This is a genomic window from Streptomyces sp. NPDC029466, from assembly GCF_055574515.1.
On sequence record NZ_JBVHZH010000020.1, the window covers coordinates 51,457 to 77,343 of the forward strand.

The 25,887-nt window shown below is 70.2% G+C and carries 25 protein-coding genes; 8 read left to right on the plus strand and 17 right to left on the minus strand.

What is annotated here, in order from left to right:
* Positions 1–104: 104 nt before the first annotated feature.
* The 8 genes from ACZ4XD_RS17195 to ACZ4XD_RS17230 form a co-directional block, all read right to left on the minus strand.
* On the minus strand, positions 105–440 hold the full coding sequence (locus ACZ4XD_RS17195) for a metal-sulfur cluster assembly factor (RefSeq protein WP_018091854.1): 336 nt from the start codon (positions 438–440) through the stop codon (positions 105–107).
* On the minus strand, positions 437–895 hold the full coding sequence (gene sufU / locus ACZ4XD_RS17200; protein WP_030411905.1) for a Fe-S cluster assembly sulfur transfer protein SufU: 459 nt from the start codon (positions 893–895) through the stop codon (positions 437–439). The genes ACZ4XD_RS17195 and sufU overlap by 4 nt, the downstream gene beginning before the upstream one ends.
* A 54-nt stretch (positions 896–949) precedes the next feature.
* Positions 950–2,206: a cysteine desulfurase gene (locus tag ACZ4XD_RS17205; RefSeq protein WP_042161682.1), complete on the minus strand. Its 1,257-nt coding sequence runs from the start codon at positions 2,204–2,206 to the stop codon at positions 950–952.
* Positions 2,203–2,967, minus strand: coding sequence for a Fe-S cluster assembly ATPase SufC (sufC, locus tag ACZ4XD_RS17210; RefSeq protein ID WP_085927733.1), 765 nt, complete (start codon positions 2,965–2,967; stop codon positions 2,203–2,205). The genes ACZ4XD_RS17205 and sufC overlap by 4 nt, the downstream gene beginning before the upstream one ends.
* A gap of 7 nt (positions 2,968–2,974) precedes the next feature.
* Entirely contained in the window at positions 2,975–3,292 is a 318-nt protein-coding gene (locus ACZ4XD_RS17215) for a non-heme iron oxygenase ferredoxin subunit (protein ID WP_018091858.1), read from the minus strand.
* Positions 3,289–4,473, minus strand: coding sequence for a Fe-S cluster assembly protein SufD (gene sufD / locus ACZ4XD_RS17220; RefSeq protein WP_468042867.1), 1,185 nt, complete (start codon positions 4,471–4,473; stop codon positions 3,289–3,291). Before sufD ends, ACZ4XD_RS17215 begins: the two co-directional genes overlap by 4 nt.
* Before the next feature lie 87 nt (positions 4,474–4,560).
* Positions 4,561–5,982, minus strand: coding sequence for a Fe-S cluster assembly protein SufB (gene sufB / locus ACZ4XD_RS17225; RefSeq protein ID WP_042161687.1), 1,422 nt, complete (start codon positions 5,980–5,982; stop codon positions 4,561–4,563).
* Positions 5,979–6,836, minus strand: coding sequence for a helix-turn-helix transcriptional regulator (locus ACZ4XD_RS17230; RefSeq protein WP_468042869.1), 858 nt, complete (start codon positions 6,834–6,836; stop codon positions 5,979–5,981). The genes sufB and ACZ4XD_RS17230 overlap by 4 nt, the downstream gene beginning before the upstream one ends.
* Positions 6,837–7,113: 277 nt before the next feature.
* Between ACZ4XD_RS17230 and ACZ4XD_RS17235 the strand changes: the two genes are divergently transcribed.
* The 3 genes from ACZ4XD_RS17235 (at position 7,114) to ACZ4XD_RS17245 (ending at position 9,982) form a co-directional block, all read left to right on the plus strand.
* Positions 7,114–8,076, plus strand: coding sequence for an ABC transporter ATP-binding protein (locus tag ACZ4XD_RS17235; protein ID WP_468042871.1), 963 nt, complete (start codon positions 7,114–7,116; stop codon positions 8,074–8,076).
* On the plus strand, positions 8,073–8,879 hold the full coding sequence (locus ACZ4XD_RS17240; RefSeq protein ID WP_468042873.1) for an ABC transporter permease: 807 nt from the start codon (positions 8,073–8,075) through the stop codon (positions 8,877–8,879). The genes ACZ4XD_RS17235 and ACZ4XD_RS17240 overlap by 4 nt, the downstream gene beginning before the upstream one ends.
* A gap of 98 nt (positions 8,880–8,977) precedes the next feature.
* Complete coding sequence (locus ACZ4XD_RS17245; protein ID WP_468042875.1) at positions 8,978–9,982, plus strand: COX15/CtaA family protein; 1,005 nt, start codon at positions 8,978–8,980, stop codon at positions 9,980–9,982.
* Here the strand turns inward: ACZ4XD_RS17245 and ACZ4XD_RS17250 are convergent.
* The 3 genes from ACZ4XD_RS17250 to ACZ4XD_RS17260 all read right to left on the minus strand — a co-directional run bounded on the left by ACZ4XD_RS17250 (position 9,955) and on the right by ACZ4XD_RS17260 (position 12,572).
* The gene (locus tag ACZ4XD_RS17250; RefSeq protein WP_468042877.1) at positions 9,955–11,019 is read right to left on the minus strand and encodes an amidohydrolase; all 1,065 of its coding nucleotides are present in this window, start codon (positions 11,017–11,019) and stop codon (positions 9,955–9,957) included. The two genes, ACZ4XD_RS17245 and ACZ4XD_RS17250, sit on opposite strands and share 28 nt — an antisense overlap.
* 136 nt (positions 11,020–11,155) lie before the next feature.
* Positions 11,156–11,536, minus strand: coding sequence for a hypothetical protein (locus tag ACZ4XD_RS17255; RefSeq protein WP_468042879.1), 381 nt, complete (start codon positions 11,534–11,536; stop codon positions 11,156–11,158).
* Between the two features lie 46 nt (positions 11,537–11,582).
* A complete protein-coding gene (locus ACZ4XD_RS17260; protein WP_468042881.1) occupies positions 11,583–12,572 on the minus strand; it encodes a heme o synthase in 990 nt (329 codons plus the stop codon).
* Between the two features lie 457 nt (positions 12,573–13,029).
* Here ACZ4XD_RS17260 and tkt point away from each other — a divergent pair, with 457 nt between their 5' ends.
* From tkt to pgl, 5 genes are read left to right on the plus strand one after another with little or no spacing between them, the layout of a single operon-like run.
* A complete protein-coding gene (gene tkt / locus ACZ4XD_RS17265; RefSeq protein WP_468042883.1) occupies positions 13,030–15,132 on the plus strand; it encodes a transketolase in 2,103 nt (700 codons plus the stop codon).
* 34 nt (positions 15,133–15,166) lie between these two features.
* Positions 15,167–16,285 carry a transaldolase gene (gene tal / locus ACZ4XD_RS17270; RefSeq protein ID WP_042161703.1) on the plus strand — a complete coding sequence of 373 codons (1,119 nt, stop codon included), beginning with the start codon at positions 15,167–15,169 and terminating at the stop codon, positions 16,283–16,285.
* 6 nt (positions 16,286–16,291) lie between these two features.
* Positions 16,292–17,824: a glucose-6-phosphate dehydrogenase gene (zwf, locus tag ACZ4XD_RS17275; RefSeq protein WP_468042886.1), complete on the plus strand. Its 1,533-nt coding sequence runs from the start codon at positions 16,292–16,294 to the stop codon at positions 17,822–17,824.
* Positions 17,821–18,864 carry a glucose-6-phosphate dehydrogenase assembly protein OpcA gene (gene opcA / locus ACZ4XD_RS17280; RefSeq protein WP_468042888.1) on the plus strand — a complete coding sequence of 348 codons (1,044 nt, stop codon included), beginning with the start codon at positions 17,821–17,823 and terminating at the stop codon, positions 18,862–18,864. The genes zwf and opcA overlap by 4 nt, the downstream gene beginning before the upstream one ends.
* The gene (gene pgl, locus ACZ4XD_RS17285) at positions 18,861–19,643 is read left to right on the plus strand and encodes a 6-phosphogluconolactonase (protein WP_468042890.1); all 783 of its coding nucleotides are present in this window, start codon (positions 18,861–18,863) and stop codon (positions 19,641–19,643) included. Before opcA ends, pgl begins: the two co-directional genes overlap by 4 nt.
* A 90-nt stretch (positions 19,644–19,733) precedes the next feature.
* Here pgl and pgi read toward each other — a convergent pair whose 3' ends face one another.
* The 6 genes from pgi to ACZ4XD_RS17315 all read right to left on the minus strand — a co-directional run bounded on the left by pgi (position 19,734) and on the right by ACZ4XD_RS17315 (position 25,796).
* On the minus strand, positions 19,734–21,386 hold the full coding sequence (gene pgi / locus ACZ4XD_RS17290; protein WP_468042976.1) for a glucose-6-phosphate isomerase: 1,653 nt from the start codon (positions 21,384–21,386) through the stop codon (positions 19,734–19,736).
* Between the two features lie 57 nt (positions 21,387–21,443).
* Complete coding sequence (locus ACZ4XD_RS17295) at positions 21,444–22,730, minus strand: MFS transporter (RefSeq protein ID WP_468042892.1); 1,287 nt, start codon at positions 22,728–22,730, stop codon at positions 21,444–21,446.
* 212 nt (positions 22,731–22,942) lie between these two features.
* Positions 22,943–23,278, minus strand: coding sequence for an RNA polymerase-binding protein RbpA (locus ACZ4XD_RS17300; RefSeq protein ID WP_006606296.1), 336 nt, complete (start codon positions 23,276–23,278; stop codon positions 22,943–22,945).
* Between the two features lie 155 nt (positions 23,279–23,433).
* Positions 23,434–23,670, minus strand: a complete 237-nt coding sequence (gene secG, locus ACZ4XD_RS17305) for a preprotein translocase subunit SecG (RefSeq protein WP_042161713.1) — start codon at positions 23,668–23,670, stop codon at positions 23,434–23,436.
* A gap of 141 nt (positions 23,671–23,811) precedes the next feature.
* Positions 23,812–24,588 (minus strand): triose-phosphate isomerase, encoded by a 777-nt coding sequence (tpiA, locus tag ACZ4XD_RS17310; protein ID WP_468042895.1) that lies wholly within the window; start codon positions 24,586–24,588, stop codon positions 23,812–23,814.
* Between the two features lie 5 nt (positions 24,589–24,593).
* Positions 24,594–25,796: a phosphoglycerate kinase gene (locus ACZ4XD_RS17315; RefSeq protein ID WP_468042897.1), complete on the minus strand. Its 1,203-nt coding sequence runs from the start codon at positions 25,794–25,796 to the stop codon at positions 24,594–24,596.
* Positions 25,797–25,887: the final 91 nt, after the last annotated feature.

The following is a 25,887-nucleotide window of genomic DNA, read 5'->3' on the forward strand; positions in this document are numbered from 1 at the left end:
TTGCGTACGGGCGTACATACCCCTGCGCGGGGCCGGAACGCCGAAACGGCCGTGCCCGCCAGTGGTGACTGGCGGGCACGGCCGTAGCGCTTGAGGAGATCTCGTCAGACGTTGAAGCCCAGCGCGCGCAGCTGCTCGCGGCCGTCGTCGGTGATCTTGTCGGGGCCCCACGGGGGCATCCAGACCCAGTTGATCTTCAGTTCGTTGACGATGCCGTCCGTGGCGGACTTCGCCTGGTCCTCGATGACATCGGTCAGCGGGCAGGCCGCGGAGGTCAGCGTCATGTCGATGGTGGCGATATTGGCCTCGTCGACATGGATGCCGTAGATCAGCCCCAGGTTGACGACATCGATGCCCAGCTCGGGGTCCACGACGTCGTACAGCGCCTCGCGGACCTCCTCCTCGGAAGCGGGCTTCGTGGTGGTCGGGGTGTCGGTCATGCGGTCTTCGCCTCCTCGGAGAGGGCCTTGGCCGTGGCGTCCTTCCAGGCCATCCAACTGAGCAGCGCGCACTTCACACGCGCCGGGTACTTCGAGACACCGGCGAACGCGACCGCGTCCTCCAGCACCTCCTCCATGGCGTCATCCGGCTCGACCTGTCCCTTGGACTGCATCAGCTCCAGGAACGTCTCCTGGATCTTCTGCGCCTCGCCGAGCTCCTTGCCGACCAGGAGGTCGTTGAGCACCGACGCGCTGGCCTGGCTGATGGAGCAGCCCTGGCCCTCGTAGGAGACATCCTCGATCGTGGCGCCGTCGAGCCGCACACGGAGCGTGATCTCGTCACCGCACGTGGGGTTGACATGGTGCACCTCGGCGTCGCCGTCCCGAAGACCGCGCCCATGGGGGTGCTTGTAGTGGTCCAGGATGACGTCCTGGTACATGGAATCCAGCTTCACGGCTCAGTCAGTCCTCGTCCTCATCCGCTGTGCTTGTTAACCGGCTGTGTCTGTTTAACCGAAGAAGTTGCGGACGTGCTCCAGGCCCTCGACCAAGGCGTCGACCTCGGCGGGCGTGGAGTACAGATAGAACGACGCTCGCGTGGTCGCGGGAATTCCGTAGCGCAGGCAGACCGGCCGTGCGCAGTGGTGACCCACCCGGACCGCGATGCCCTGCTCGTCCAGCACCTGGCCGACGTCGTGGGGATGGATGTCACCGAGCGTGAAGGAGATCGTCGCCCCGCGGTCCTCGGCCGTGCTCGGGCCGATGATGCGCAGGTCGGGGACCTCCAGCAGCCGCTTGACGGCGTACTCGGTGATCGCGTGCTCATGCACGGCGATGTTGTCCATGCCGATCGAGGTGAGGTAGTCCACGGCCGCGCCGAGGCCGACGGCCTGGGCGATCGGGGGCGTACCGGCCTCGAACTTGTGCGGGGCGGGCGCATAGGTCGAGGAGTGCATCGAGACGGTCTCGATCATCTCGCCGCCGCCGAGGAACGGCGGGAGGTCCTCCAGCAGCTCCTGGCGGCCCCAGAGGACACCGATGCCGGTCGGGCCGCACATCTTGTGGCCGGTGAAGGCCACGAAGTCGGCCTGCAGCGCCTGCACGTCCAGCACCATGTGCGGGGCGGCCTGCGAGGCGTCGATGCAGACCAGCGCGCCGACCTCCTGGGCGCGCCGGATGATCGTCTCGACCGGGTTGACGGTGCCCATGATGTTGGAGACCAGCGTGAAGGAGACGATCTTCGTCTGCTCCGTGATGACCTCTTCGATGTTGGACAGGTCGAGGCGGCCGTCGTCGGTGATGCCGAACCACTTCAGCTTCGCGCCGGTGCGCTGCGAGAGCAGCTGCCACGGGACGATGTTGGAGTGGTGCTCCATCTCCGTGATGACGATCTCGGTCTCGCGGTCCACGCGGTAGGGCTCATCGGCCCAGCCGAGCATGTTGGCCACGAGGTTGAGCGACTCGGAGGCGTTCTTGGTGAAGATCACCTCGTCGCGGCTCGGCGCGTTGATGAAGGCGGCGACCTTGTCACGGGCGCCTTCGTACAGCGCCGTGGCCTCCTCGGCGAGCACATGCACGCCGCGGTGGACGTTGGCGTTGTGACGTTCGTAGTAGGCGTTCAGGGCGTCGAGGACCTGGCGCGGCTTCTGGGAGGTCGCCGCGTTGTCCAGGTACACGACCTTCTTCCCGTCGTGGACCTGGCGGTCCAGAAGGGGGAAGTCCTTACGGATCGCCTCTGTGTCGAGGAGGCCCGGCAGCTGTGTCACGCGGTTGCGCCACCCTTCGTGTAGGCCTCGTAGCCCTCGGCCTCGAGCTTGTCCGCGAGCTCCGCGCCGCCGGACTCGGCGATCCGGCCGTTGGCGAAGACGTGGACCTGGTCGGGCTTGATGTAGCGCAGGATGCGCGTGTAGTGCGTGATCAGCAGGGTGCCGACCTCGCCGGTCTCGCGGACGCGGTTGACGCCCTCGGAGACGGTGCGCAGCGCGTCGACGTCGAGGCCGGAGTCGGTCTCGTCGAGGATCGCGATGGCCGGCTTGAGCAGCTCCAGCTGGAGGATCTCGTGGCGCTTCTTCTCACCGCCGGAGAAGCCCTCGTTGACATTGCGCTCGGCGAAGGAGGGGTCCATCTGGAGGCGCTGCATGGCCTCCTTGACCTCCTTGACCCACAGCCGCAGCTTGGGGGCCTCGCCGCGGATCGCGGTCGCGGAGGTGCGCAGGAAGTTGGAGACCGAGACGCCGGGCACCTCGACCGGGTACTGCATGGCGAGGAAGACGCCGGCCCGCGCGCGCTCGTCGACGGACATCTCCAGGACGTCCTCGCCGTCGAGGGTGACGGTGCCGCCGGTGATCGTGTACTTGGGGTGACCCGCGAGGGAGTAGGCGAGGGTGGACTTGCCGGAGCCGTTGGGGCCCATGATGGCGTGCGTCTCGCCCTGCTTCACGGTCAGGTCGACGCCCTTCAGGATCTCGCGCGGGCCGTTCTCGGCCTCGACGGAGACGTGCAGGTCGTGGATCTCAAGCGTTGCCATGGGGAACTCAGGACTCCTGGGTGACGGAGACGAGCACGTCGTCCCCTTCGATCTTTACGGGGTATACGGGGACGGGGCGCGTCGCGGGAAGGCCGTTCGGCTTGCCGGTGCGCAGGTCGAAGCTCGAACCGTGCAGCCAGCACTCGATCGAGCAGTCCTCGACCTCGCCTTCGGAGAGCGAGACGTTCGCATGCGAGCAGATGTCGTTGATCGCGAACACCTCTCCCTCGGTGCGGACCAGGGAGACGGGCGTGCCGTCGAGTTCCACCCGCTTGGGGGTGTCCTCCTCCAGCTCGCTGAGCGCCGCTGCGCGTACGTACGTCATGCCGCGGACGCTTCCAGCTCGGCCTCGATCTTGCTCATCAGACGCTCTTCGACGTCCGGGAGACCGATCTGCTGGACCAGCTCGGCGAAGAAGCCGCGGACGACCAGTCGGCGGGCCTCATCGGCCGGGATACCACGGGCCATCAGGTAGAACAGCTGCTCGTCGTCGAAGCGGCCGGTCGCCGAGGCGTGGCCGGCGCCGACGATCTCGCCGGTCTCGATCTCCAGGTTGGGCACCGAGTCGACCCGCGCGCCGTCGGTGAGGACGAGGTTGCGGTTGAGCTCGTAGGTGTCCGTACCGGTCGCCGAGGCCTGGATCAGCACGTCACCGATCCATACGGCGTGTGCGTCGTCGCCCTGGAGCGCGCCCTTGTAGACGACGTTGGAGCGGCAGTTGGTCGCCTCGTGGTCGACGAAGAGCCGGTGCTCGTGGTGCTGGCCCTGCTCGGTGAAGTACAGACCGTAGAACTCGGCCTCACCGCCGGGGCCCGCGTAGCTGACGCGCGGGTGCAGCCGGACGAGGTCGCCGCCGAAGGTGACGACCACGGACTTGAAGCTCGCGTCCCGGCCGACCAGGGCGTTGTGCTGGCCCGCGTGCACCGCGTGGTCGTCCCAGTCCTGGACGGAGACGACGGTCAGCTTGGCGCCGTCACCGAGGAGGTAGTCGACGTTGGCGGCGAGCACCGCGTCACCGGTGTGGTCGATGACCACGACCGCCTCGGCGAACGCGCCGAGCTCGATGACCTGGTGGCCGTAGGCCGTACCGCCCTCACCGTGGACGGTGATCCGGATCGGCTCGGAGAGCTGCGCCTCCTTGGGAACCGAGATCACCGACGCCTTCTCGAACGCGCTGTACGCCTGGGCGGCGACCCGGTCGACGGGCTTGCCGGCCTTGCCGACCCGCGGGTCGGCGCGGTCGACGAGCTCATGCGTGACGCCCTCGGGCGCGGTGATGTCGATCTTCAGGTCGGGACCGCCGGCCTCGGCGCTGCCGTCGTGCAGGCCCTTCAGGCGCGCGAGAGGCGTGAAGCGCCACTCCTCCTCGCGGCCGTGCGGCACGGGGAAGTCCGCCACGTCGTAGGACGGCGGGGCGCTCATCCTCGTGGCGACGGTGGACTCCGCCGCCACCGCAAGGGAGCCGGTGGTGGTGGAACCCGCCGGGATGTTCTGAGCCTCAGCCATGGCTGTCGTAGTGCTCGCTTTCTGGTTGCGATCCTCGGCCTGCCCGCAGGACGGCCGCCGCGTCGGTCGTTGAGTGTGCCGGGGCCGTCAGCCGACCGCGCCTTCCATCTGCAGCTCGATCAGGCGGTTGAGCTCCAGCGCGTACTCCATCGGCAGCTCACGGGCGATCGGCTCGACGAAGCCGCGGACGATCATCGCCATGGCCTCGTCCTCCGACAGACCGCGCGCCATCAGGTAGAAGAGCTGGTCCTCGCTGACCTTGGAAACGGTCGCCTCGTGACCCATCGACACGTCGTCCTCGCGGACGTCGACGTAGGGGTAGGTGTCCGAACGGGAGATGGTGTCCACCAGCAGGGCGTCACACAGCACGTTGGACTTGGAGCCCGCGGCGCCCTCGCCGATCTCGACCAGACCGCGGTAGGAGGTCCGGCCGCCGCCTCGCGCCACCGACTTGGAGACGATGTTGGAGGAGGTGTTCGGCGCCATGTGGACCATCTTGGAGCCGGCGTCCTGGTGCTGGCCCTCGCCCGCGAAGGCGATGGACAGGGTCTCGCCCTTGGCGTGCTCGCCCATGAGGTAGACGGCCGGGTACTTCATCGTCACCTTGGAGCCGAGGTTGCCGTCGACCCACTCCATGGTCGCGCCCTCGTAGGCGACGGCGCGCTTGGTGACCAGGTTGTAGACGTTGTTCGACCAGTTCTGGATGGTCGTGTAGCGGCAGCGGCCGCCCTTCTTGACGATGATCTCGACGACCGCGGAGTGCAGCGAGTCCGACTTGTAGATCGGCGCCGTGCAGCCCTCGACGTAGTGGACGTAGGCGTCCTCGTCGACGATGATCAGCGTCCGCTCGAACTGGCCCATGTTCTCGGTGTTGATCCGGAAGTAGGCCTGGAGCGGGATGTCGACGTGGACACCCTTGGGCACGTAGATGAACGAGCCGCCGGACCACACCGCGCTGTTCAGCGACGCGAACTTGTTGTCGCCGACCGGGATGACCGTGCCGAAGTACTCCTGGAAGAGCTCCGGGTGCTCCTTGAGCGCGGTGTCGGTGTCCAGGAAGATGACGCCCTGCTCCTCCAGGTCCTCACGGATCTGGTGGTAGACGACCTCGGACTCGTACTGCGCGGCGACACCGGCGACCAGGCGCTGCTTCTCCGCCTCGGGGATGCCGAGCTTGTCGTAGGTGTTCTTGATGTCCTCGGGCAGGTCCTCCCAGGAGGCGGCCTGCTGCTCGGTGGAGCGGACGAAGTACTTGATGTTGTCGAAGTCGATGCCCGACAGGTCCGAGCCCCAGTTCGGCATGGGCTTCTTGTCGAACAGCTTCAGACCCTTGAGGCGGAGCTTGAGCATCCACTCCGGCTCGTTCTTCTTCGCCGAGATGTCGCGGACGACGGCCTCGGAAAGACCGCGCTTCGCCGAGGCGCCGGCCACGTCGGAGTCGGCCCAGCCGTATTCGTACTTGCCCAGACCCTCGAGCTCAGGGTGAGCAGTCTCCGTGGGGAGCGTCATGCGGGGTTCCTCCCGGCCGTGCTTGCAGATGCTGTGGTGGTCTTACTGGTGCGTGCGGTGCTGTGAGCGGCCTTGCCGGCACCGGCCTTCGGAACGAAGGTCGTACACACCCCGTCGCCATGGGCGATGGTGGCAAGACGCTGTACATGGGTCCCGAGCAATCGGGAGAAGACCTCGGTCTCCGCCTCACACAGCTGCGGGTACTGCTCGGCGACATGGGCGACCGGGCAGTGGTGCTGGCAGAGCTGTTCACCGAGCTGGGGATTGGGGGCGCTGCGCGCCGTAGCAGCGTACCCGTCCGCGGTCAACGCCTTCGCAAGGGCCTCGGTACGGGCCTCCGGCTCGGCGGCCTCGACGGCCTCGCGGTACCCCTCGGCCTGCGCGGCCAGGCGGGCGCGGGCGAACGCGGCGACGGCCGCCTCGCCCTTCTCGCCGCCGCCCGCGCTCTGCGCGATCCAGCGCAGCGCATCGGAGGCGAGCTGGTCGTAGGCCTGGTCGAAGGCGTCCCGTCCGCAGTCGGTGAGCGCGAAGGCCTTGGCCGGGCGGCCACGGCCACGGGTGCCGTAGACACGCTTCTCGCGGGGCTCGACGACGCCCTCCGCGGCCAGCGCGTCCAGATGCCGCCGGACGGCCGCCTGGGTCAGTTCCAGGCGCAGGGCGAGCTCGGCCGCGGTGGACGGCCCGTGGTCGAGAATGGAGCGGGCGACCCGGTTGCGGGTGCCCTGCTGTTCGTCGTGCGGCGCCGCGGCGTGGGAGACGGTCCCCCGCCGCTCGGTCTTCTCGGGCGCGGAGGCGGCCGGCCCGTCGGTCCGCTCGACCGTGGGCCCTTCCTGTTCCTCGCTCGCGTATTTCACAACGCCATTGTTGCGTAATTCGTCAAAGCGATACAAGCCTCGCCCGGACCACCGGCGGGTGGCCTCTATCACTTAGGGTTACCTAATTCAAGCCCCCGGCGGAGCGGACAAACCGGCGCCGACCTGCACGGGCCTCCGCCGGGCCGACAGCGGCGGACCGGGGTCTCAGACCCCCGAAATTCATTCGGTCCCACACCGCCGGATCGGGGAACGCACACCGTTCCGGGCCCTCGCCCCCATTGAAGCCCGGCCCGCCACTCTCCGTAGACTGCCCGGCATGCCCAGCACCTCCCCGGGGGGCGACCCCCGGCCTCCCGGCCGAGAGCCCGCCGTCGAGATCACCGGCCTGGTCAAGCGCTACGGGACCAAGACCGCCGTGGACGGCCTCGACCTGACCGTCGCCCGCGGCGCGGTGACCGCCGTGCTCGGCCCGAACGGCGCCGGCAAGACCACCACGATCGAGACCTGCGAGGGCTACCGCCGCCCGGACGCGGGCCGGGTGCGGGTCCTGGGCCTGGACCCGGTCGCCGACGCCGCGGCACTGCGGCCGCGCATCGGCGTGATGCTCCAGTCCGGCGGCGTCTACGCGGGCGCCCGGGCCGAGGAGATGCTGCGGCACACCGCCACCCTGCACGCCCACCCGCTCGACGTCGGCACGCTGATCGACCGGCTCGGCCTGGGCAGCTGCGGCCGGACCCCCTACCGGCGGCTCTCCGGCGGCCAGCAACAACGGCTGGCGCTGGCGATGGCCGTGGTCGGCCGCCCCGAGCTGGTCTTCCTGGACGAGCCGACGGCCGGACTCGACCCGCAGGCCCGGCACGCCACCTGGGACCTCGTACGGGAACTGCGCGCCGACGGCGTCAGCACCGTACTGACCACGCACTTCATGGATGAGGCCGAGCAGCTCGCCGACGATGTCGCAATCATCGACGGCGGCCGGGTGATCGCCCAGGGCAGCCCGGACGCGCTGTGCCGCGGCGGCGCGGAGAACAGCCTGCGTTTCACCGGGCGCCCCGGACTCGACCTCGGCTCGCTCCTCAAGGCGCTGCCCGCGGACAGCGCCGCCACGGAGCCCGCCTCCGGCGTCTACCGCGTCCACGGCAAGGTCAACCCGCAGCTGCTGGCCACCGTCGCCTCCTGGTGCGCCCAGAACGGCGTGCTGCCCGACGCGATAGCCGTCGAACGCCACACCCTGGAGGACGTCTTCTTGGAGCTCACGGGCAAGGAGCTGCGCGCATGACCACCACTGAGGCCGGTGGCGTCACCGGCACCTTCAGCCCGCGGCCCGGTGCGGCTCCGCTGCCCCGGATGATCCGCGCACAGGCGGCCCTGGAGACCAGGATGCTGCTGCGCAACGGTGAGCAGCTGCTGCTGACCGTGATCATCCCGACGCTGCTGCTGGTCCTGTTCTCCGCCGTCGACATCATCGCGGTGCCCACCGCCACGGCCGGCGGCGCGGGCAGCTCCGTCGACTTCCTGGCGCCCGGCATCCTGGCGCTCGCCGTGCTGTCCACCGCCTTCACCGGCCAGGCCATCGCGACCGGCTTCGAGCGGCGCTACGGCGTGCTCAAGCGACTCGCCGTCTCGCCGCTGCCGCGCTGGGGGCTGATGACGGCCAAGACCTGTGCGGTGCTGGTCACCGAGGTCCTCCAGATCACGCTGCTGACGGCGGTCGCGCTCGCCCTGGGCTGGTCCCCGCAGGGCAACCCGCTCGCGGTGGCGGCGCTGCTCCTCCTGGGCACCGCCGCCTTCTCGGGCCTGGGTCTGCTGATGGCCGGCACGCTCAAGGCGGAGGCCACCCTGGCCGCGGCCAACCTGGTGTTCCTGCTGCTGCTGGTCGGCGGCGGCGTGGTCGTCCCGCTGGAGAAGTTCCCGGAGGCCGCGCAGAGCGTGCTCGGCCTGCTGCCGATCACGGCGCTGTCCGACGGGCTGCGCGAGGTGCTCCAGCACGGCGCCGGCCTCCCCTGGCCGGACCTCGGCGTCCTGGCGGGGTGGGCGGTGCTGGGGCTGGGGGCCGCGGCGCGGTTCTTCCGCTGGGAGTAGTGGGGAGCAGGCGGCCGGGGCACGGCCCTGATGGGTGATTCCGTGGCGAACGCACCCCTCGTGAAAGTTTGCACAAGGGCCCGCATACGATGGCTCCCGTGCCGAACACGCTGAATCCCCTTGAGCTGATCGCCCGCCGCTGGCAGCCGTCCGCGGCCTTCGTGCGACGGGCCGCGCTGGCCACCGTCGTGATGGCCGTGATCATCGTCGTCACGGGTGGCGCGGTCCGGCTCTCCCAGTCCGGGCTGGGCTGCTCGACCTGGCCCAAGTGCACGCCGGACAGCCTGACGCCGACCGCCGCGATGGGCATCAACGGCCTCATCGAGTTCGGCAATCGCATGCTGACGTATGTGCTGTGCGCGGTCGTCGGACTGTTCATCATCGCCGCCCGCGCCCGGCACCCCCGGCGCCGCTCGCTCACCCGGCTCGGCTGGGCGCAGTTCTGGCTGGTCATGAGCAATGCCGTCATCGGCGGTATCACGGTCCTGACCGGTCTGAACCCGTACATCGTCAGCTCGCACTTCCTCGCGGCCACGGCCCTGCTCACGGTCGCGGTGCTGAGCTGGCAGCGGGCGGGCGAGGGCGACGAGGAGCCGCGCGACGTGGTCGCCCGTCCGGTGCGGCAGCTGGCCTGGCTGCTGGTGGCCGCGACCGGCGCGCTCACCGTGATCGGTACGGTCGTCACGGGCACCGGCCCGCACGCGGGCGACGCCAAGAAGGTCCACCGCATCCCGCTGGACTGGCAGGAGATCACCCAGCTGCACGTCGACTTCGTCTACATCGTCGTCGGCCTGTCCGTCGCCCTGTGGTTCACGCTGCGCGCCGTCAAGGCGCCGGCCCGACCGCGCCGGATGCTCCTGGAGCTGTTCGCCTGCATCGCCGCGCAGGGCGTCATCGGCTACGTCCAGTACTTCACGGGCCTGCCCGAGATGGTCATCGGGCTGCACATGCTGGGCTCGGCCCTGGTGTGGATCTGGGTGCTGCGGGTCTGTCTGTCGCTGCGCGACCGCGGCCCGCTCCAGGAGGAGGAGCCGGGCAAGCCCGCCCCCTCCGGCGAGCACGAGGCACCGGAGCCTCAGGCGGACTCCGCACTCAGCCGGTAGACCCGGCGCGCGGTCCCGAACCCGACCGTCTCGGTGATCCGCCGCCCGTCCCCGGGCCCGCACAGGCCCTCGTCGGTCCACTCCCGTACCAGCCGCGCCATGGCCCGTACGAAGCACCGGGCGCCGGTCACATAGAGCTCGGGCAGCCCGCGGGCCCCCGACGAGAACAGCAGCTTGCCGAACGGTGCCCGGCTCAGCGTCTCCTCGGGGCAGGGCCCGGCGTCCGCGTACACATGGGCGTGCACCGCGGCGAGCTGCGCCGCCCGCCGGTGGTGCGGCGGCTCCGGCAGCAGGACGAGGTCCGCGCCGATGCCCGTGGTGGCGCGCAGAAAGGCCGCCAGCGGCTGGGGATCGGGGCAGTGCAGCTGGACCGGCAGACCGGTCGCCACCGCGCTCCACAGCAGATGCCGGACGAGCACGGGCTCCCCGAGCCGCTCCCCGGGCCGGCGGCGGCGCAGCCAGCGGTCCGCGGCCCGCCGCACCTCACCGGCCTCCGGGGCGCGCCCCTCGCAGTGGGTGGCGCCGGAGGCGAAGGCGGTGGCGTGCTGGGCGACGGCGTAGAGGGCCTCGGCGGTGTAGCCGATGAAGGAGTCGACGCTGCCGGAGGTGTCGGCGACCTGCTCGGCGAGCGGTTCGAGCCGTACCACCTCGTGGGCAGGGGCCGCGGCGGCGGTGGCGAGTTCGGTGGCCGAGGTCAGATCGCTGGGCGCCCCGGCCGCCAGCAGGAACGTGCCGATCCCGGAGCCGCGCAGCAGCATGCGGCCGGCCCGGTAGGCGCCCATCTCGCGGCGGCGGGCCAGGTAGCGGGCAGGCGGGCAGTGCGGTTCCAGGCCGAGCAGCGGGGGGCACCAGCGGCGTATCGCGAGACCGGTGAAGCTGTCGAAGTAGCTGGTGCCGGCGGGGGCCGGGCCCTGGGCGCCGGCCGCGGCGGCGAGGTGGGTCTCGAAGGAGCCGAGGCCGAGTTCGTCGTGCACCGCGCCGAAGCTGTACTGGTCGATGAGCGGCGGCTGATCTACCAGGAAGGGAAGGCCGTCCATCCGCTTCTCCTCGCCGAGAGCCCGCCGGACGCGGCCGGAGCGCCGCGCCTGGTGGGCTTAACGGACGAGGTGGTGGTGAGGTAGCGGGCTCCGCTTCCGGCGTACGCTCCGGCGCACGACGCCCGGGTGCCGCGCGTCAGCCGTTGGCCGGGCCGCCGACCTGGATGCCCGCCATCCGGGACCACTCGTAGCGGCCGGTGCGGACCTTGGCGGCGAGGTCGCCGTCGAAGTCGTCCTGGAGCGTGATGCCGGACGCCGTGACGGCGTCCTTGGCGGAGTCGAAGGAGTCCGCGACGAGGTTGCCCCACTCGCCGTTGGCCCCGACGAGGGCGATCCGGACGCGGCCGCGGCCGATGTGCGCGAGCTGGCCCTCGGCGCTGCCGCCGTGGCTGTCGGCGAAGGCGCGGATCTGCTTGGTGAGCCTGGCCGTGCGCCGGCCGGCCCGCTTGTCGGCCGCCGTGCCGGCCGCCGCCTCCACCTGCTCTTCCGCCTGCTGGGTGTCTGCCATACCCAGCATGCTACCCGCGAGTACGGCTTTTGGTGAGGGTGATCCCCCACACCTCTCAGCGGAGGAAGGGGTCCACGGCGACGGCGACGAAGAGCAGCGAGACATAGGTGATGGACCAGTGGAACAGCCGCATCTCCTTGAGCTTGGCGCCCGTGATGCCGGCCTTCGCGCGGGCCTGGAGACCGTGTGCCTCCTTGAGCCAGAAGGCTCCGCAGGCGAGCGCGACCGCGGTGTAGAACCAGCCGGTGTAGCCCAGCGGCTGGAGCAGCAGCGAGACCGCCACCATCACCCAGCTGTAGGCGACGATCTGCCGGGCGACGACCTTGTTGCCCGCGACGGCCGGCAGCATCGGCACCCCGGCGCGCTCGTAGTCGTCCTTGACCTTCATCGAGAGCGGCCAGTAATGCGGCGGCGTCCAGAAGAAGATGACGAGGAAGAGGATGAACGAGGCCCAGGAGACCGAGTTCGTCACCGACGACCAGCCGATGAAGACCGGCATACAGCCGGCGATACCGCCCCAGACGATGTTCTGGCTGGTACGCCGCTTGAGGATCATCGTGTAAACGACGACATAGAAAAGCAGCGCACCGAGCGACAGCATCGCCGACAGCGGGTTGACGAGGACCCAGAACCAGGCCGTGGAGCCGACCGCGAGGGCGGTCGCGAAGACCAGGCATTCGATGGGGCTCACCATGCCGGTGACCAGCGGCCGCTGGGACGTACGGTCCATCAGCGCGTCGATGTCGCGGTCGAGGTACATGTTGAAGGCCGCGGCGCCGCCGGCGGAGAGGTATCCGCCGATGCAGGTCGCCAGGACCAGCCACAGATCGGGCACGCCCTTGGCCGCCAGGAACATCACCGGCACCGTGGTCATCAGCAGCAGCTCGATGACCCGTGGCTTGGTCAGCGCCACGAACCCTTTGACGCGGGCCCCGAACGGCCGCTCACCGGGACCGGGACTCCCCGGGGCCTGAGCAAACTCCCCCACAGCCTTGACGGCGTGGGCGGTGCCCCCACCCGCAGGACGGGATTCGACGGCCGTCACGCACACCCCTGGAAGTAACGTCAGCGGCCTCTGCCGCAGAAGAGAAAGGCATGCAAGCCCGTCCGGCGGTGAAGACGCGGTGTAGGGCTTGCGCGTACCACGCCACTTTAGACGTTGGCCATACGGCGATCTTCGCGGGGGTGGGGTCGTGTTGGGCGGCGGGCAGCCGCGCGGGGGCGGCACCTGTCCCCGGCCGTTCGCCCGGCGTTCAGGAGGCGAACCGGACCGCTGCCCGGCAGTCTGGTCGTATGGCGCTCGCATCTGGGACCGGAATGCCAGAAGTCCTGATTTGGTTGCCCAAAGCGACGGGCCGCGGTGCCCGCGCCGCACCGACTGAGCGCCGAAAACACCGACTGAGCGTCGAAAAGACGCACGCACTCGCGGGGGTAGGCTCGACACCGCCTGGCGGACATACCGTCCGCGGCATTCGACATGTGGAGAGGAGCCCTGACTCAGGGTGAGCACCAAGCCGACCACCACAGATCTCGAGTGGACCGAACTGGATCAGCGGGCAGTGGACACCGTCCGTGTCCTGGCCATGGATTCCGTGCAGAAGGTCGGTAACGGCCATCCCGGTACGGCCATGAGCCTGGCGCCGGCCGCCTACCTTCTCTTCCAGAAGCTGATGCGGCACGACCCGGCGGACGCGAACTGGACCGGCCGCGACCGGTTCGTCCTCTCCGCGGGCCACTCCAGCCTGACCCTCTACATCCAGCTCTACCTCGCCGGCTACGGCCTGGAGCTGGCCGACCTGGAGGCGTTCCGCACCTGGGGCTCGAAGACCCCGGGCCACCCCGAGTACGGCCACACCACCGGTGTGGAGACCACCACCGGCCCGCTGGGCCAGGGTGTCGCCAACGCGGTCGGCATGGCGATGGCGGCCCGCTACGAGCGCGGCCTGTTCGACCCCGACGCGGCGCAGGGCACCTCGCCCTTCGACCACACCATCTACTGCATCGCCGGTGACGGCTGCCTCCAGGAGGGCATCTCCGCCGAGGCGTCCTCCCTGGCGGGCCACCAGAAGCTCGGCAACCTCGTCCTGCTGTGGGACGACAACCACATCTCGATCGAGGGTGACACCGAGACCGCGGTCTCCGAGGACACCCTCAAGCGCTACGAGGCCTACGGCTGGCACGTCCAGCGCGTCGCGCAGCTGCCCAACGGTGACCTGGACCCGGCGGGTCTCGCCAAGGCCCTGGAGGCCGCCAAGGCGGAGACCGGGCGGCCGTCGTTCATCGCGATGCGCTCGATCATCGCCTGGCCCGCCCCGAACGCCCAGAACACCGAGGCCGCGCACGGCTCGGCGCTGGGTGACGAGGAAGTCGCGGCCACCAAGCGGGTCCTGGGCTTCGACCCGGAGAAGTCCTTCGACGTCGCCGACGAGGTGCTCGCGCACACCCGCGCCGCCCTCGACCGCGGCCGCGACGCCAAGAAGGAGTGGGAGAAGTCGTTCGCCGACTGGCGCGCCGCCAACCCGCAGCGTGCCGCGGAGTTCGACCGGATTGCGGCGGGCGAGCTGCCCACGGGCTGGGAGGACCACCTCCCCGCGTTCGAGACCGGCAAGTCCGTGGCCACCCGTGCCGCGTCCGGCAAGGTGCTCCAGGCGCTCGGCGGGGTCATCCCCGAGCTGTGGGGCGGCTCCGCCGACCTCGCGGGCTCGAACAACACCACGATCGACAAGACCTCGTCGTTCCTGCCCGAGGGCAACCCGCTGCCGGGCGCCGACCCGTACGGCCGCACGATCCACTTCGGTATCCGTGAGCACTCCATGGCCGCGGAGATGAACGGCATCGCGCTGCACGGCAACACCCGCATCTACGGCGGCACCTTCCTGGTGTTCTCCGACTACATGCGCAACGCCGTCCGGCTGTCCGCGCTGATGCACCTGCCGGTGACGTACGTGTGGACGCACGACTCCATCGGTCTGGGCGAGGACGGCCCGACCCACCAGCCCATCGAGCACCTCGCCTCGCTGCGCGCCATCCCGGGCCTGAACATCGTGCGCCCGGCCGACGCCAACGAGACCGCGATCGCCTGGCGCGAGATCCTCCGGCGCTACACCAAGGAGTACGGCGTGGGGGCCCCGCACGGCCTCGCGCTGACCCGTCAGGGCGTGCCGACGTACCCCGCCAACGAGGGCACCGCCAAGGGTGGTTACGTCCTCTTCGAGGCCACCGGCCCCGACGGGCAGGACGCCGCGCCGCAGATCGTGCTGATCGGCACCGGTTCCGAGGTGCAGCTCGCCGTCGAGGCGCGCGAGCAGCTCCAGGCCGAGGGCATTCCCACCCGTGTGGTGTCGATGCCGTCCGTCGAGTGGTTCGACCAGCAGGACCAGGCCTACCGCGACAGTGTGCTGCCCCCGTCCGTCCGGGCCCGGGTCGCCGTCGAAGCCGGCATCGGACTGACCTGGCACCGCTTCGTCGGTGACGCCGGGCGCATCGTCTCCCTGGAGCACTTCGGTGCCTCGGCCGACGGCAAGGTCCTCTTCCGCGAGTTCGGCTTCACCGCCGACGCGGTCGCCGCCGCCGCCCGGGAATCGCTCGAAGCCGCCACGCGCTGACGCCCGTACACGACAAGTAGGAGATGCAGAACCCATGACAGACGCACTCAAGCGCCTCTCCGACGAAGGCGTCGCGATCTGGCTGGACGACCTGTCGCGCCAGCGCATCACGTCCGGAAACCTCGCCGAGCTGATCGACCAGCAGCATGTCGTCGGTGTCACGACCAACCCGTCGATCTTCCAGAAGGCCATCTCGGACGGCCACGGCTACGACCAGCAGGTCGCCGACCTCGCCGCCCGTAAGGTCACCGTCGAGGAAGCCATCCGCATGATCACGACGGCGGACGTCCGGGACGCCGCCGACATCCTGCGGCCGGTCTTCGACGCCACCGGCGGCCAGGACGGCCGGGTCTCCATCGAGGTCGACCCGCGCCTGGCGCACCACACCACCCCGACCATCGCCGAGGCCAAGCAGCTGGCGTGGCTGGTGGACCGCCCGAACACGCTGATCAAGATCCCGGCCACCAAGGCGGGGCTGCCGGCGATCACCGAGGTCATCGGCCTGGGCATCAGCGTCAATGTCACGCTGATCTTCTCGCTGGAGCGTTACCGCGAGGTCATGGACGCCTACCTGGCGGGCCTGGAGAAGGCCAAGGCCGCGGGCCTGGACCTGTCGCTGATCCGGTCGGTGGCGTCGTTCTTCGTGTCCCGTGTGGACTCCGAGATCGACAAGCGCCTGGAGAAGATCGGCACGGACGAGGCCAAGGGCCTCAAGGGCAAGGCCGCGCTGGCCAACGCCCGGCTCGCCTACGAGGCGTACGAGGAGGTCTTCTCCTCGGAGCGCTGGGCCGCTCTCGACAAGGCCGGCGCCAACAAGCAGCGTCCGCTGTGGGCCTCGACCGGCGTCAAGGACCCCGCGTACAAGGACACCCTGTACGTGGACGAGCTGGTCGCGCCGGGCACGGTCAACACCATGCCGGAGGCCACCCTGGAGGCCACCGGCGACCACGGTCAGATCACCGGTGACACCGTGCGCGGCAGCTACGCGGCAGCCCGCGCCGACCTGGCCGCGATCGCCGGACTCGGAGTCTCGTACGACGAGGTCGTCCAGCTCCTGGAGGACGAGGGCGTGGAGAAGTTCGAGGCGTCCTGGAACGACCTGCTCAAGTCCACGGAGGCGGAGCTCAAGCGCCTCGCTCCCTCGGAGGGCTGATCTCCCTTGACTGATTCCCACGGAGCCAACCCGCTCCGTGACGCCCTGGACCGACGGCTCCCGCGCATCGCGGGGCCGTCGGGCCTGGTCATCTTTGGCGTCACGGGCGATTTGTCCCGTAAAAAGCTGATGCCCGCCGTCTATGACCTCGCCAACCGGGGGCTGCTGCCACCGGGCTTCTCGCTCGTCGGGTTCGCCCGCCGCGAGTGGGAGCACGAGGACTTCGCGCAGGAGGTCTACGCGGCGGTCAAGGAGCACTCCCGTACGCCGTTCCGCGAGGAGGTCTGGCAGCAGCTGGTCCAGGGCTGCCGCTTCGTCCAGGGCAACTTCGACGACGACGAGGCCTTCGAGACGCTCAAGGAGACGATAAACGAGCTCGACAAGGCGCAGGGCACCGGCGGCAACTTCGCCTTCTACCTGTCCGTGCCGCCGAAGTTCTTCCCCAAGGTCGTCCAGCAGCTGAAGAAGCACGGGCTGGCCGACCAGAAGGAGGACTCCTGGCGCCGCGCGGTCATCGAGAAGCCCTTCGGGCACAACCTGGAGAGCGCACAGGAGCTCAACCGGATCGTGCACGAGGTCTTCCCGCCGCACGAGGTCTTCCGGATCGACCACTACCTGGGCAAGGAGACGGTCCAGAACATCCTGGCGCTGCGGTTCGCCAACACGATGTTCGAGCCGCTGTGGAACCGCAGCTATGTCGACCATGTCCAGATCACGATGGCCGAGGACATCGGCATCGGCGGCCGGGCCGGCTACTACGACGGCATCGGCGCCGCCCGTGACGTCATCCAGAACCACCTTCTCCAGCTGCTCGCGCTGACCGCGATGGAGGAGCCCGCCTCCTTCGAGGCGGACGCGCTGGTCGCGGAGAAGACCAAGGTGCTGGGCGCCGTCCGGCTGCCCAAGGAGCTCGGCAAGGAGACCGTCCGCGGGCAGTACGCGGCGGGCTGGCAGGGCGGCGAGAAGGCCGTCGGCTACCTCCAGGAAGACGGTATCGACCCCAAGTCGAAGACCGACACCTACGCCGCGATCAAGCTGTCGATCGACAACCGCCGCTGGGCGGGCGTCCCCTTCTACCTGCGCACCGGCAAGCGCCTGGGCCGCCGGGTCACCGAGATCGCGGTGGTCTTCCAGCGCGCTCCGCACTCCCCCTTCGACCACACCGCCACCGAGGAGCTGGGGCAGAACGCCCTGGTCATCCGGGTGCAGCCGGACGAGGGTGTGACCGTGCGGTTCGGCTCCAAGGTGCCCGGCACCTCGATGGAGGTGCGGGATGTGTCGATGGACTTCGCGTACGGCGAGTCCTTCACGGAGTCCAGCCCCGAGGCCTACGAGCGGCTGATCCTCGATGTGCTGCTCGGCGACGCCAACCTCTTCCCGCGCCTGGAGGAGGTGGAGCAGTCCTGGCGGATCCTCGACCCGATCGAGGCGTACTGGGACAAGCACGGCAAGCCCGCGCAGTACCCGGCGGGCACCTGGGGCCCGGCCGAGGCGGACGAAATGCTCGCACGAGACGGACGGAGCTGGCGTCGGCCATGAAGATCGATCTGACGGAAACCACCTCCAGCAAGATCAACAAAGCCCTGGTGGAAGGCCGCCGCGCGGTGGGCACTCCCACCAGCGGCATGGTGCTCACCCTCGTCATCGTCACCGACGAGGAGAACGCCTATGACGCCCTGAAGGCGGCCAACGAGGCGTCCCGCGAGCACCCCTCGCGCACCCTCGTCGTCATCAAGCGGGTCAGCCGGTCGCCGCGCGACCGCGCCAAGGCCCGTCTGGACGCCGAGGTGCGGGTCGGCACGGAGGCCGGCACCGGCGAGACGGTGCTGCTGCGGCTGTACGGCGAGGTCATCGACCACGCCCAGTCCGTGGTGCTGCCGCTGCTGCTGCCGGACGCCCCGGTCGTGGTCTGGTGGGCGGTGAACGCCCCGGCAGCCCCCGCGCAGGACCCGCTCGGTGCGCTGGCCCAGCGCCGGGTCACCGACGCCTACGCCGACGAGCAGCCCATTCATGAGCTGTCCGCCCGCGCGGAGACCTACATTCCGGGCGACACGGATCTGTCCTGGACCCGGATAACGCCCTGGCGCTCGATGCTGGCGGCGGCGCTCGACCAGGCTCCGTGCACGGTCACCTCGGCCGAGGTGTCCGGCGAGGAGTTCAACCCCAGCTGTGAGCTGCTCGCCATGTGGCTGGCCGACCGGCTGAACGTCCCGGTCACCCGCAAGGTGTCCGACGGCCCCGGTCTGACGGCCGTCCGGATGGAGTCCAGCATCGGCGCGATCGTGCTGGACCGCCCGGACGGCTCGCTGGCCACGCTCTCGATGCACGGCCAGCCCGACCGGGCGGTGGCGCTCAAGCGGCGGGACACCGCCGAGCTGCTCGCCGAGGAGCTGCGCCGGCTCGACCCGGACGAGATCTACGCCAGGGCGCTGAAGTTCGGCGTGGACCGGCTCGGTCACGGCAACGGCGAACAGCCGGCGGGCGGGCAGCAGCCGGCCGCCGGGGAGAAGGCCTCCGACGGCAGCGGCCCGGACAAGCCCGCGGCGAAGAAGGCCGCGAAGAAGGCGGCCGCCAAGTGAGTGCTCCGCAGGTCGTCGTGCACCGCGACAAGGAGCTGATGGCCAAGGCCGCGGCGGCCCGGCTGATCACGAAGATCGTGGACGCCCAGACCGCCCGCGGCTCCGCCTCCGTGGTCCTGACCGGCGGGCGCAACGGCAACGGGCTGCTCGCGGCCCTCGCCGAGGCGCCCGCCCGGGACGCGGTGGACTGGTCCCGGCTCGATCTGTGGTGGGGCGACGAGCGGTTCGCGCCGGACGGCGATCCGGAGCGCAACCACACCCAGGCCCGGGAGGTGCTGCTGGACAGCGTCCCGCTGAACCCGGCCCGGGTGCACCCCATGCCCCCGTCGGACGGCCCGTACGGCAATGACGCCGACGCCGCCGCCGAGGCGTACGCGAGCGCACTGGCCGCCGCCGCGGGACCCGAGGACCACGGCCCGGTGCCGTCCTTCGACGTCCTGCTGCTGGGCGTCGGCCCCGACACCCATGTCGCCTCGCTCTTTCCGGAGCTGCCCGCGGTGTACGAGACGGAGCGGACGGTGGTCGGGGTGCACGGCGCGCCCAAGCCGCCGCCCACCCGTGTCTCCCTGACCCTGCCCGCGATCCGCGCGGCGCGGGAGGTCTGGCTGCTGGCGGCCGGCGAGGACAAGGCCAATGCCGCGGCCATCGCCCTGTCCGGTGCCGGTGAGGTCCAGGCCCCGGCGGCCGGCGCACGGGGCCGCAGCCGGACCCTGTGGCTGCTGGACGAGGCGGCGGCGTCCCAACTGCCGCGCGATCTCTACCCGCCGGCCTCGGCCTGAGGGTCACCGCAGCAAGGCCGCAGGCCCCGCACCCCCGGAGGGTGCGGGGCCTGCGGCGTCAGCACGACGCACCCGGGGCCGCCGTGGGGATCAACGCCCGCGCAGCTCCCGGTACTTGGCGACCAGACCGGCCGTGGAGGCGTCCAGGCCCGGCACGTCGGCGCCCTCGGTCAGGGCCGGTTCGACGCGCTTGGCGAGCACCTTGCCGAGCTCCACGCCCCACTGGTCGAAGGAGTCGATGTTCCACACCGCGCCCTGCACGAACACCTTGTGCTCGTAGAGCGCGATCAACTGGCCCAGCACGGACGGGCTGAGCTCGCCGGCCAGGATGGTGGTGGTGGGGCGGTTTCCCGGGAACGTCTTGTGCGGCACCAGTTCCTCGGCCACGCCCTCGGCGCGCACCTCGTCCGGCGTCTTGCCGAAGGCCAGCGCCTGGCCCTGGGCGAAGAGATTGGCCATCAGCAGGTCGTGCTGGGCGACCAGGCCCGGCTGGAGATCGGCGACCGGCTCGGCGAAGCCGAGGAGATCGGCCGGGATCATCTTCGTGCCCTGGTGCAGGAGCTGGTAGTAGGCGTGCTGGCCGTTCGTACCGGGCGTGCCCCAGACAACCGGTCCCGTCTGCCATCCGACCCGGTTGCCCTCGCGGTCCACCGACTTGCCGTTCGACTCCATGTCCAGCTGTTGGAGATAGGCGGTGAACTTGGAGAGGTAGTGGCTGTAGGGCAGCACGGCATGCGACTGGGCGTCCCAGAAGTTGCCGTACCAGATGCCGAGCAGCCCCAGCAGCAGCGGGGCGTTCTCCTCCGGCGGGGCGGTGCGGAAGTGCTCGTCGACGAGGTGGAAGCCGGCCAGCATCTCGCGGAAGCGCTCCGGACCGATCGCGATCATCAGCGACAGGCCGATCGCGGAGTCGAAGGAGTAACGGCCGCCGACCCAGTCCCAGAACTCGAACATGTTGTCCGTGTCGATGCCGAACTCCGTCACCTTCTCGGCGTTGGTCGACAGCGCCACGAAGTGCTTGGCGACGGCCTCTCCCCCGGCGCCCAGACCGGTCAGCAGCCAGTCGCGGGCCGAGGTGGCGTTGGTGATCGTCTCGATGGTGGTGAAGGTCTTCGAGGCGATGATGAACAGCGTCTCGGCCGGGTCCAGATCGCGGACCGCCTCGTGCAGATCGGCGCCGTCCACATTGGAGACGAAGCGGAACTGCATGTCCCGGTGGGTGTAGGCGCGCAGCGCCTCGTACGCCATCGCCGGGCCCAGGTCCGAGCCGCCGATACCGATGTTGACGACGGTCTTGATGCGCTTGCCGGTGTGGCCCTTCCAGTCGCCGGAGCGGACCCGGTCGCTGAAGGTGCCCATCCTGGTCAGGACGTGCTGCACACCGGGGACGACGTTCTCACCGTCGCTCATGACGACCGCCGAGCCGGGTGCGCGCAGCGCGGTGTGCAGCACGGACCGCTGCTCGGTGATGTTGATCTTCGCGCCGCGGAACATCGCGTCCCGCAGCTCGGCCACACCGGCCGCCGCGGCCAGCTCGCGCAGCAGCCCCAGCGTCTCGTCGGTGACCAGGTGCTTGGAGTAGTCCAGGTGCAGATCGCCGACCTGGAGGGTGTAGCGCTCGGCGCGCGCCGGGTCGCGCTCGAACAGCTCGCGCAGATGCACCTCCGCCAGTTGCTGCCGGTGCTTGCCCAGCGCGGTCCACTCAGGCATCTGATCGAGCCTGCTGCGGCCTTCTGCGTTCATCTCGGACATCAGCCTTCTTCATCTCGTACCGGCCCCGCCATCTCCCAACCTAATTGATCAGCGCGCGGTGGGAGGTATCTGTCCGCTGTCGGACGGGGCGCCGTCGGCCGTCTGAAGAACGGGTGTCAGCGCGACGGTGCCCAGGGCCAGCAGGGCGGCGGCCAGCAGCGCGGGAGCGTTGGGCCCGAAGGCGGTGGCGGCCGCACCGCCGCACAGCGCGCCGAGCGGTGTCCCGGCGACGGAGACCGTACGGAAGGCGGAGCTGATCCTGCCGAGCATCCCGGCCGGGCTGCGCTGCTGCACGGCCGTGGTCTCCAGGACGTTCCACACCATGCCGGCGAAGCCGAACAGGCCCAGGAACAGCGCCGCGAGCCAGACCGAGCGCAGGGTCCCGAAGCCCACCAGGGTCACGGTCTGGAGCACTCCGGCGAGCAGCAGGGTACGGCCCGTGCCGCCGACCGCGGCGATCGTCCGGTCCGCGAGCAGCCCGCCCAAGACCATCCCGATGCCGTATCCGGTGGTCACGACGACATAGCCGAAATCCCCGGCGCCCAGCCAGCCCTTGATGACCACCACCAGGGTCGCGATCAGCGCGCCGATGCCGACATTGCCCAGCGCCACCGACACACAGAAGGCGCGCAGCACCCGGTCGCGCCACAAGTGCCGTATCCCCTCGGCGATTTCGCGCCGGACGGTGCGCCCGGCGATGGCCGGCCGCCCGGCCGGCGGGCCGGTGCGCAGGGAGGCGACGAGGGCGGCCGCGACGAGGTAGGTGGCCGCGTCGGCCAGGAACGGGAGCGCGGCACCGAGCGCGATCAGCACCGGGGCCAGCGGTCCGCCGACGAACCGGCCGGCCAGCTCCTGACCGGTCATCAGCCGGGCGTTGGCGGCAGCCAGCTTCTCCTTGGGCACCACCGCGGGCAACAGGGCCGTGGCGGCGTTGTCGAACAGCGTCTGGAGGGTGGTGAGCGCGAACGACAGCGCGAGCAGCAGCCCGATGCCCGCCCGGTCGAGCGCCACGGCCAGGGCGAAGCCGGCCATCAGCAGCCCGCGCAGCACATCGACCGCCCACATCGCCCGCCGCTGGTCCACCCGGTCGGCGACCGCGCCGCCCAGCAGCCCGAAGAGCAGCCAGGGAACGAAGCCGCACGCGGTGACGAGCGAGATCAGCAGCGGCGAATCGGTGAGCGCGTAGGCGAGCAGCGGCAGCGCCGTGCCGCGCAGGGCGTCACCGAAGCGGGAGACGGCGGCGGCGCCCAACAGCCGGCCGAAGCCGCCGCGCGGGGCGAGCCCGCCCGCCCCTGTCGCCTGCCCCGCTCCGGTGTCCGTCCCGCTGTCCGCCATGCCGCCCCCGTCCGCTTCGTGCGCGTACGGAAAACGGTAGGGGCAGCCACTGACAGTGGCCCTCGGGCGACTTCCCCATCCGCTACCTCAGATGTGGCCCACGGGCGTTGCGGCGCGCGCGTACGGCGCCTCGCGAGGGCGCACGGACGCGGCCGGCCCGGCCGGAAGGGTGTGTCCCTCCGGCCGGGCCGGCCATGTCAGGTGCTGGTCCGTCAGATCTCGCCGCGGAGCTTGGCGAGTGCCTCCGCGAGGATCGCCTCACCATCGGCGTCGCTGCGACGCTCACGGACGTAGGCGAGGTGGGTCTTGTACGGCTCGGTGCGCGGCGGGTCCGGCGGGCTGTCCCGGTCCTTGCCTGCCGGGAAACCACAGCGCGGGCAGTCCCAGGTGTCCGGAACCTGCGCATCGCCGGCGAAGCTGGGCTGCGTCTCGTGCCCGTTGGAGCACCAGAAGGAGATGCGGGTGCGCGGCGCGGACTCGCCGCGCTCGGCCTCCCCCATCGGCCCCGCCCCGACCCGACTTCCTCGGATCGCGTTGCCACTTGCCACGGTCGTAACTCCCTGCGTAATGGTGCTGCCCAGCCTCTCGCAGCAGCTGCGCTGCGGAACGCCCCAGTCTACGTAAGGCCCAACGCGCGTCCAGTGGCTGGAGTTACCCGTCCGAGGACGCCTCCCTCATGATAGGCCGCACCTCCGACGCTGCGTCAGTTGCTGAGCTTCATCAGGATGCCGAGCACGACGATGCAGGCGAACCACAGCAGACCGATCACGATGGTGATGCGGTCGAGGTTGCGCTCGGCGACCGAGGAGCCACCCACCGAGGACTGCATGCCGCCACCGAACATGTCGGACAGGCCGCCGCCCTTTCCCTTGTGCATGAGCACCAGCATCATCAGCAGCAGGCTGAAGACGATGAGGGCGATCGAGAACCCGATGACCACGGCTGGACCAACTCTCTAGGACTGACGGACGGACGTATGGATCACGATATACGGAACAAATGGTGCGGGGCCGGGGGCGGTGCTGCTGCACCGGTCCCGGCCCCGACAGGGTACGACGAGGGTTCCCCCTCGTCATAGCTGCTACTGGTCGCGGAAACGGACGATCTTCACAAACTCGTCCGCGTCCAGCGCCGCGCCGCCGATCAGCGCGCCGTCGACGTCGGGCTGCGCCATGATCGCCGCGACATTGCCGGACTTGACCGAGCCGCCGTACTGGATACGGACCTTGTCGGCCAGCTCCTGGCTGTAGAGCTCGGCGAGCCGGCCGCGGATCGCACCGCAGACCTCCTGCGCGTCCTCGGGGGTGGCGACCTCACCGGTGCCGATGGCCCACACCGGCTCGTAGGCGATCACGATGGTCTCGGCCTGCTCGGCCGGGACGTCCGCCAGAGCGCCGTCGACCTGGGCGAGGGTGTGCGCGACCTGGTTGCCGGCCTTGCGCACGTCCAGGCCCTCGCCGACGCACAGGATCGGGGTGATGCCGTTGCGGAAGGCGGCCTTGACCTTGGCGTTGCAGATCTCTTCGTTCTCGCCGTGGTACTGGCGGCGCTCGCTGTGGCCGATGGCCACGTACGCGCACTTGAGCTTGGCGAGCATCGGGCCGGAGATCTCACCGGTGTAGGCGCCGGAGTCGTGCGCGGAGAGATCCTGGGCGCCGTACTTGATCTTGAGCTTGTCGCCGTCGACCAGCGTCTGCACCGACCGCAGATCGGTGAACGGCGGCAGGACCGCGACCTCGACGGCGTCGAAGTCCTTGTCGGCGAGGGCGAAGGCGAGCTTCTGGACGTGGGCGATGGCCTCGAGGTGGTTGAGGTTCATCTTCCAGTTGCCCGCCATCAGCGGGGTACGGTCAGTCACGTTGTTCAGTCCTCCAGAGCGGCGAGGCCGGGGAGCGTCTTGCCTTCGAGGTATTCGAGGCTGGCGCCGCCGCCGGTCGAAATATGGCCGAATGCATTCTCGTCGAAGCCCAGCAGGCGCACCGCGGCGGCCGAGTCACCGCCGCCGACGACGGTGAAGGCGTCCGAGTCGAGCAGCCCCTGCGCGACGGCCTTGGTGCCGCCGGCGTAGTCGGGGTGCTCGAAGACGCCCATCGGACCGTTCCAGAAGACGGTGCCCGCGTCGGCGAGCTTCGCGGCGTACAGCTCGCGGGTCTTCGGACCGATGTCCAGGCCCTCCTGGTCGGCCGGGATGGCGTCCGCGGCGACGATCCCGGGGTGCGCCGGGGCCTTGGTCTTCAGGTCCGGGAATTCGGCGGAGACCAGTACATCGACGGGGAGCACGAACTCCACACCGCGCTTCTCGGCCCGGGCCAGGTACTCCAGGCAGGCCGGAACCTGGTCCTCCTGGAGCAGCGAGATGCCGACCTCGTGGCCCTTGGCCTTGAGGAAGGTGTAGGCCATCCCGCCGCCGACCAGGATGCGGTCGGCCTTCTCGATCAGCTGGTCGATGACGGCCAGCTTGTCGGAGACCTTGGCACCGCCCAGCGCGACGACGTAGGGGCGCTTGACGTCCTCGGTGAGCTTCTTCAGGACGCCGACCTCGGTGGCGATCAGGTCGCCGGCGGCGTGCGGAAGGCGCTTGGGCAGGTCGTACACGGAGGCGTGCTTGCGGTGCACGGCGCCGAAGCCGTCGCCCACGTACAGGTCGGCGAGGGCGGCGAGCTGGTCGGCGAAGGCGCCGCGCTCGGCGTCGTCCTTGCTGGTCTCGCCGGCGTTGAAGCGGAGGTTCTCCAGCACGGCCACCTGGCCGGCGGCCAGGCCCGCGACCACGGACCGGGCGGACTCGCCGACCGTGTCCGTCGCGAACGCCACGTCCTGCCCGAGGATCTCACCCAGCCGCGCGGCGGCCGGGGCCAGCGAGAAGGCCGGGTCCGGGGCACCCTTGGGACGGCCCAGGTGGGAGGCGACGATCACCTTGGCGCCGCGCTCGACGAGCTTGGCGATCGTCGGGGCGACGGCACGGATCCGGCCGTCGTCGGTGATGGTCGTGCCGTCCAGCGGCACGTTCAGATCGGCGCGGACAAAGACGCGCTGTCCGGCGACCTGGAGGTCGTCGATCGTCTTCATGAGAAGTGACTCCGTGTTTGCGTAGCTCGGCCATGGAACGGGGCCCGTACGACGCTTCTTCGCGTCATACGAGCCCCGTCCTCACATCTCG

Bases quoted from the DNA above. Each gene is read 5' to 3' on its own strand.
- ACZ4XD_RS17215 (WP_018091858.1), bottom strand. From the start codon at position 3,292: ATGACGTACGTACGCGCAGCGGCGCTCAGCGAGCTGGAGGAGGACACC.
- pgi (WP_468042976.1), bottom strand. From the start codon at position 21,386: ATGAACGCAGAAGGCCGCAGCAGGCTCGATCAGATGCCTGAGTGGACC.
- ACZ4XD_RS17195 (WP_018091854.1), bottom strand. From the start codon at position 440: ATGACCGACACCCCGACCACCACGAAGCCCGCTTCCGAGGAGGAGGTC.
- ACZ4XD_RS17255 (WP_468042879.1), bottom strand. From the start codon at position 11,536: ATGCTGGGTATGGCAGACACCCAGCAGGCGGAAGAGCAGGTGGAGGCG.
- sufD (WP_468042867.1), bottom strand. From the start codon at position 4,473: ATGGCTGAGGCTCAGAACATCCCGGCGGGTTCCACCACCACCGGCTCC.
- sufC (WP_085927733.1), bottom strand. From the start codon at position 2,967: ATGGCAACGCTTGAGATCCACGACCTGCACGTCTCCGTCGAGGCCGAG.
- tal (WP_042161703.1), top strand. From the start codon at position 15,167: ATGACAGACGCACTCAAGCGCCTCTCCGACGAAGGCGTCGCGATCTGG.
- ACZ4XD_RS17295 (WP_468042892.1), bottom strand. From the start codon at position 22,730: ATGGCGGACAGCGGGACGGACACCGGAGCGGGGCAGGCGACAGGGGCG.
- opcA (WP_468042888.1), top strand. From the start codon at position 17,821: ATGAAGATCGATCTGACGGAAACCACCTCCAGCAAGATCAACAAAGCC.
- ACZ4XD_RS17315 (WP_468042897.1), bottom strand. From the start codon at position 25,796: ATGAAGACGATCGACGACCTCCAGGTCGCCGGACAGCGCGTCTTTGTC.
- sufB (WP_042161687.1), bottom strand. From the start codon at position 5,982: ATGACGCTCCCCACGGAGACTGCTCACCCTGAGCTCGAGGGTCTGGGC.
- ACZ4XD_RS17235 (WP_468042871.1), top strand. From the start codon at position 7,114: ATGCCCAGCACCTCCCCGGGGGGCGACCCCCGGCCTCCCGGCCGAGAG.
- ACZ4XD_RS17240 (WP_468042873.1), top strand. From the start codon at position 8,073: ATGACCACCACTGAGGCCGGTGGCGTCACCGGCACCTTCAGCCCGCGG.
- ACZ4XD_RS17250 (WP_468042877.1), bottom strand. From the start codon at position 11,019: ATGGACGGCCTTCCCTTCCTGGTAGATCAGCCGCCGCTCATCGACCAG.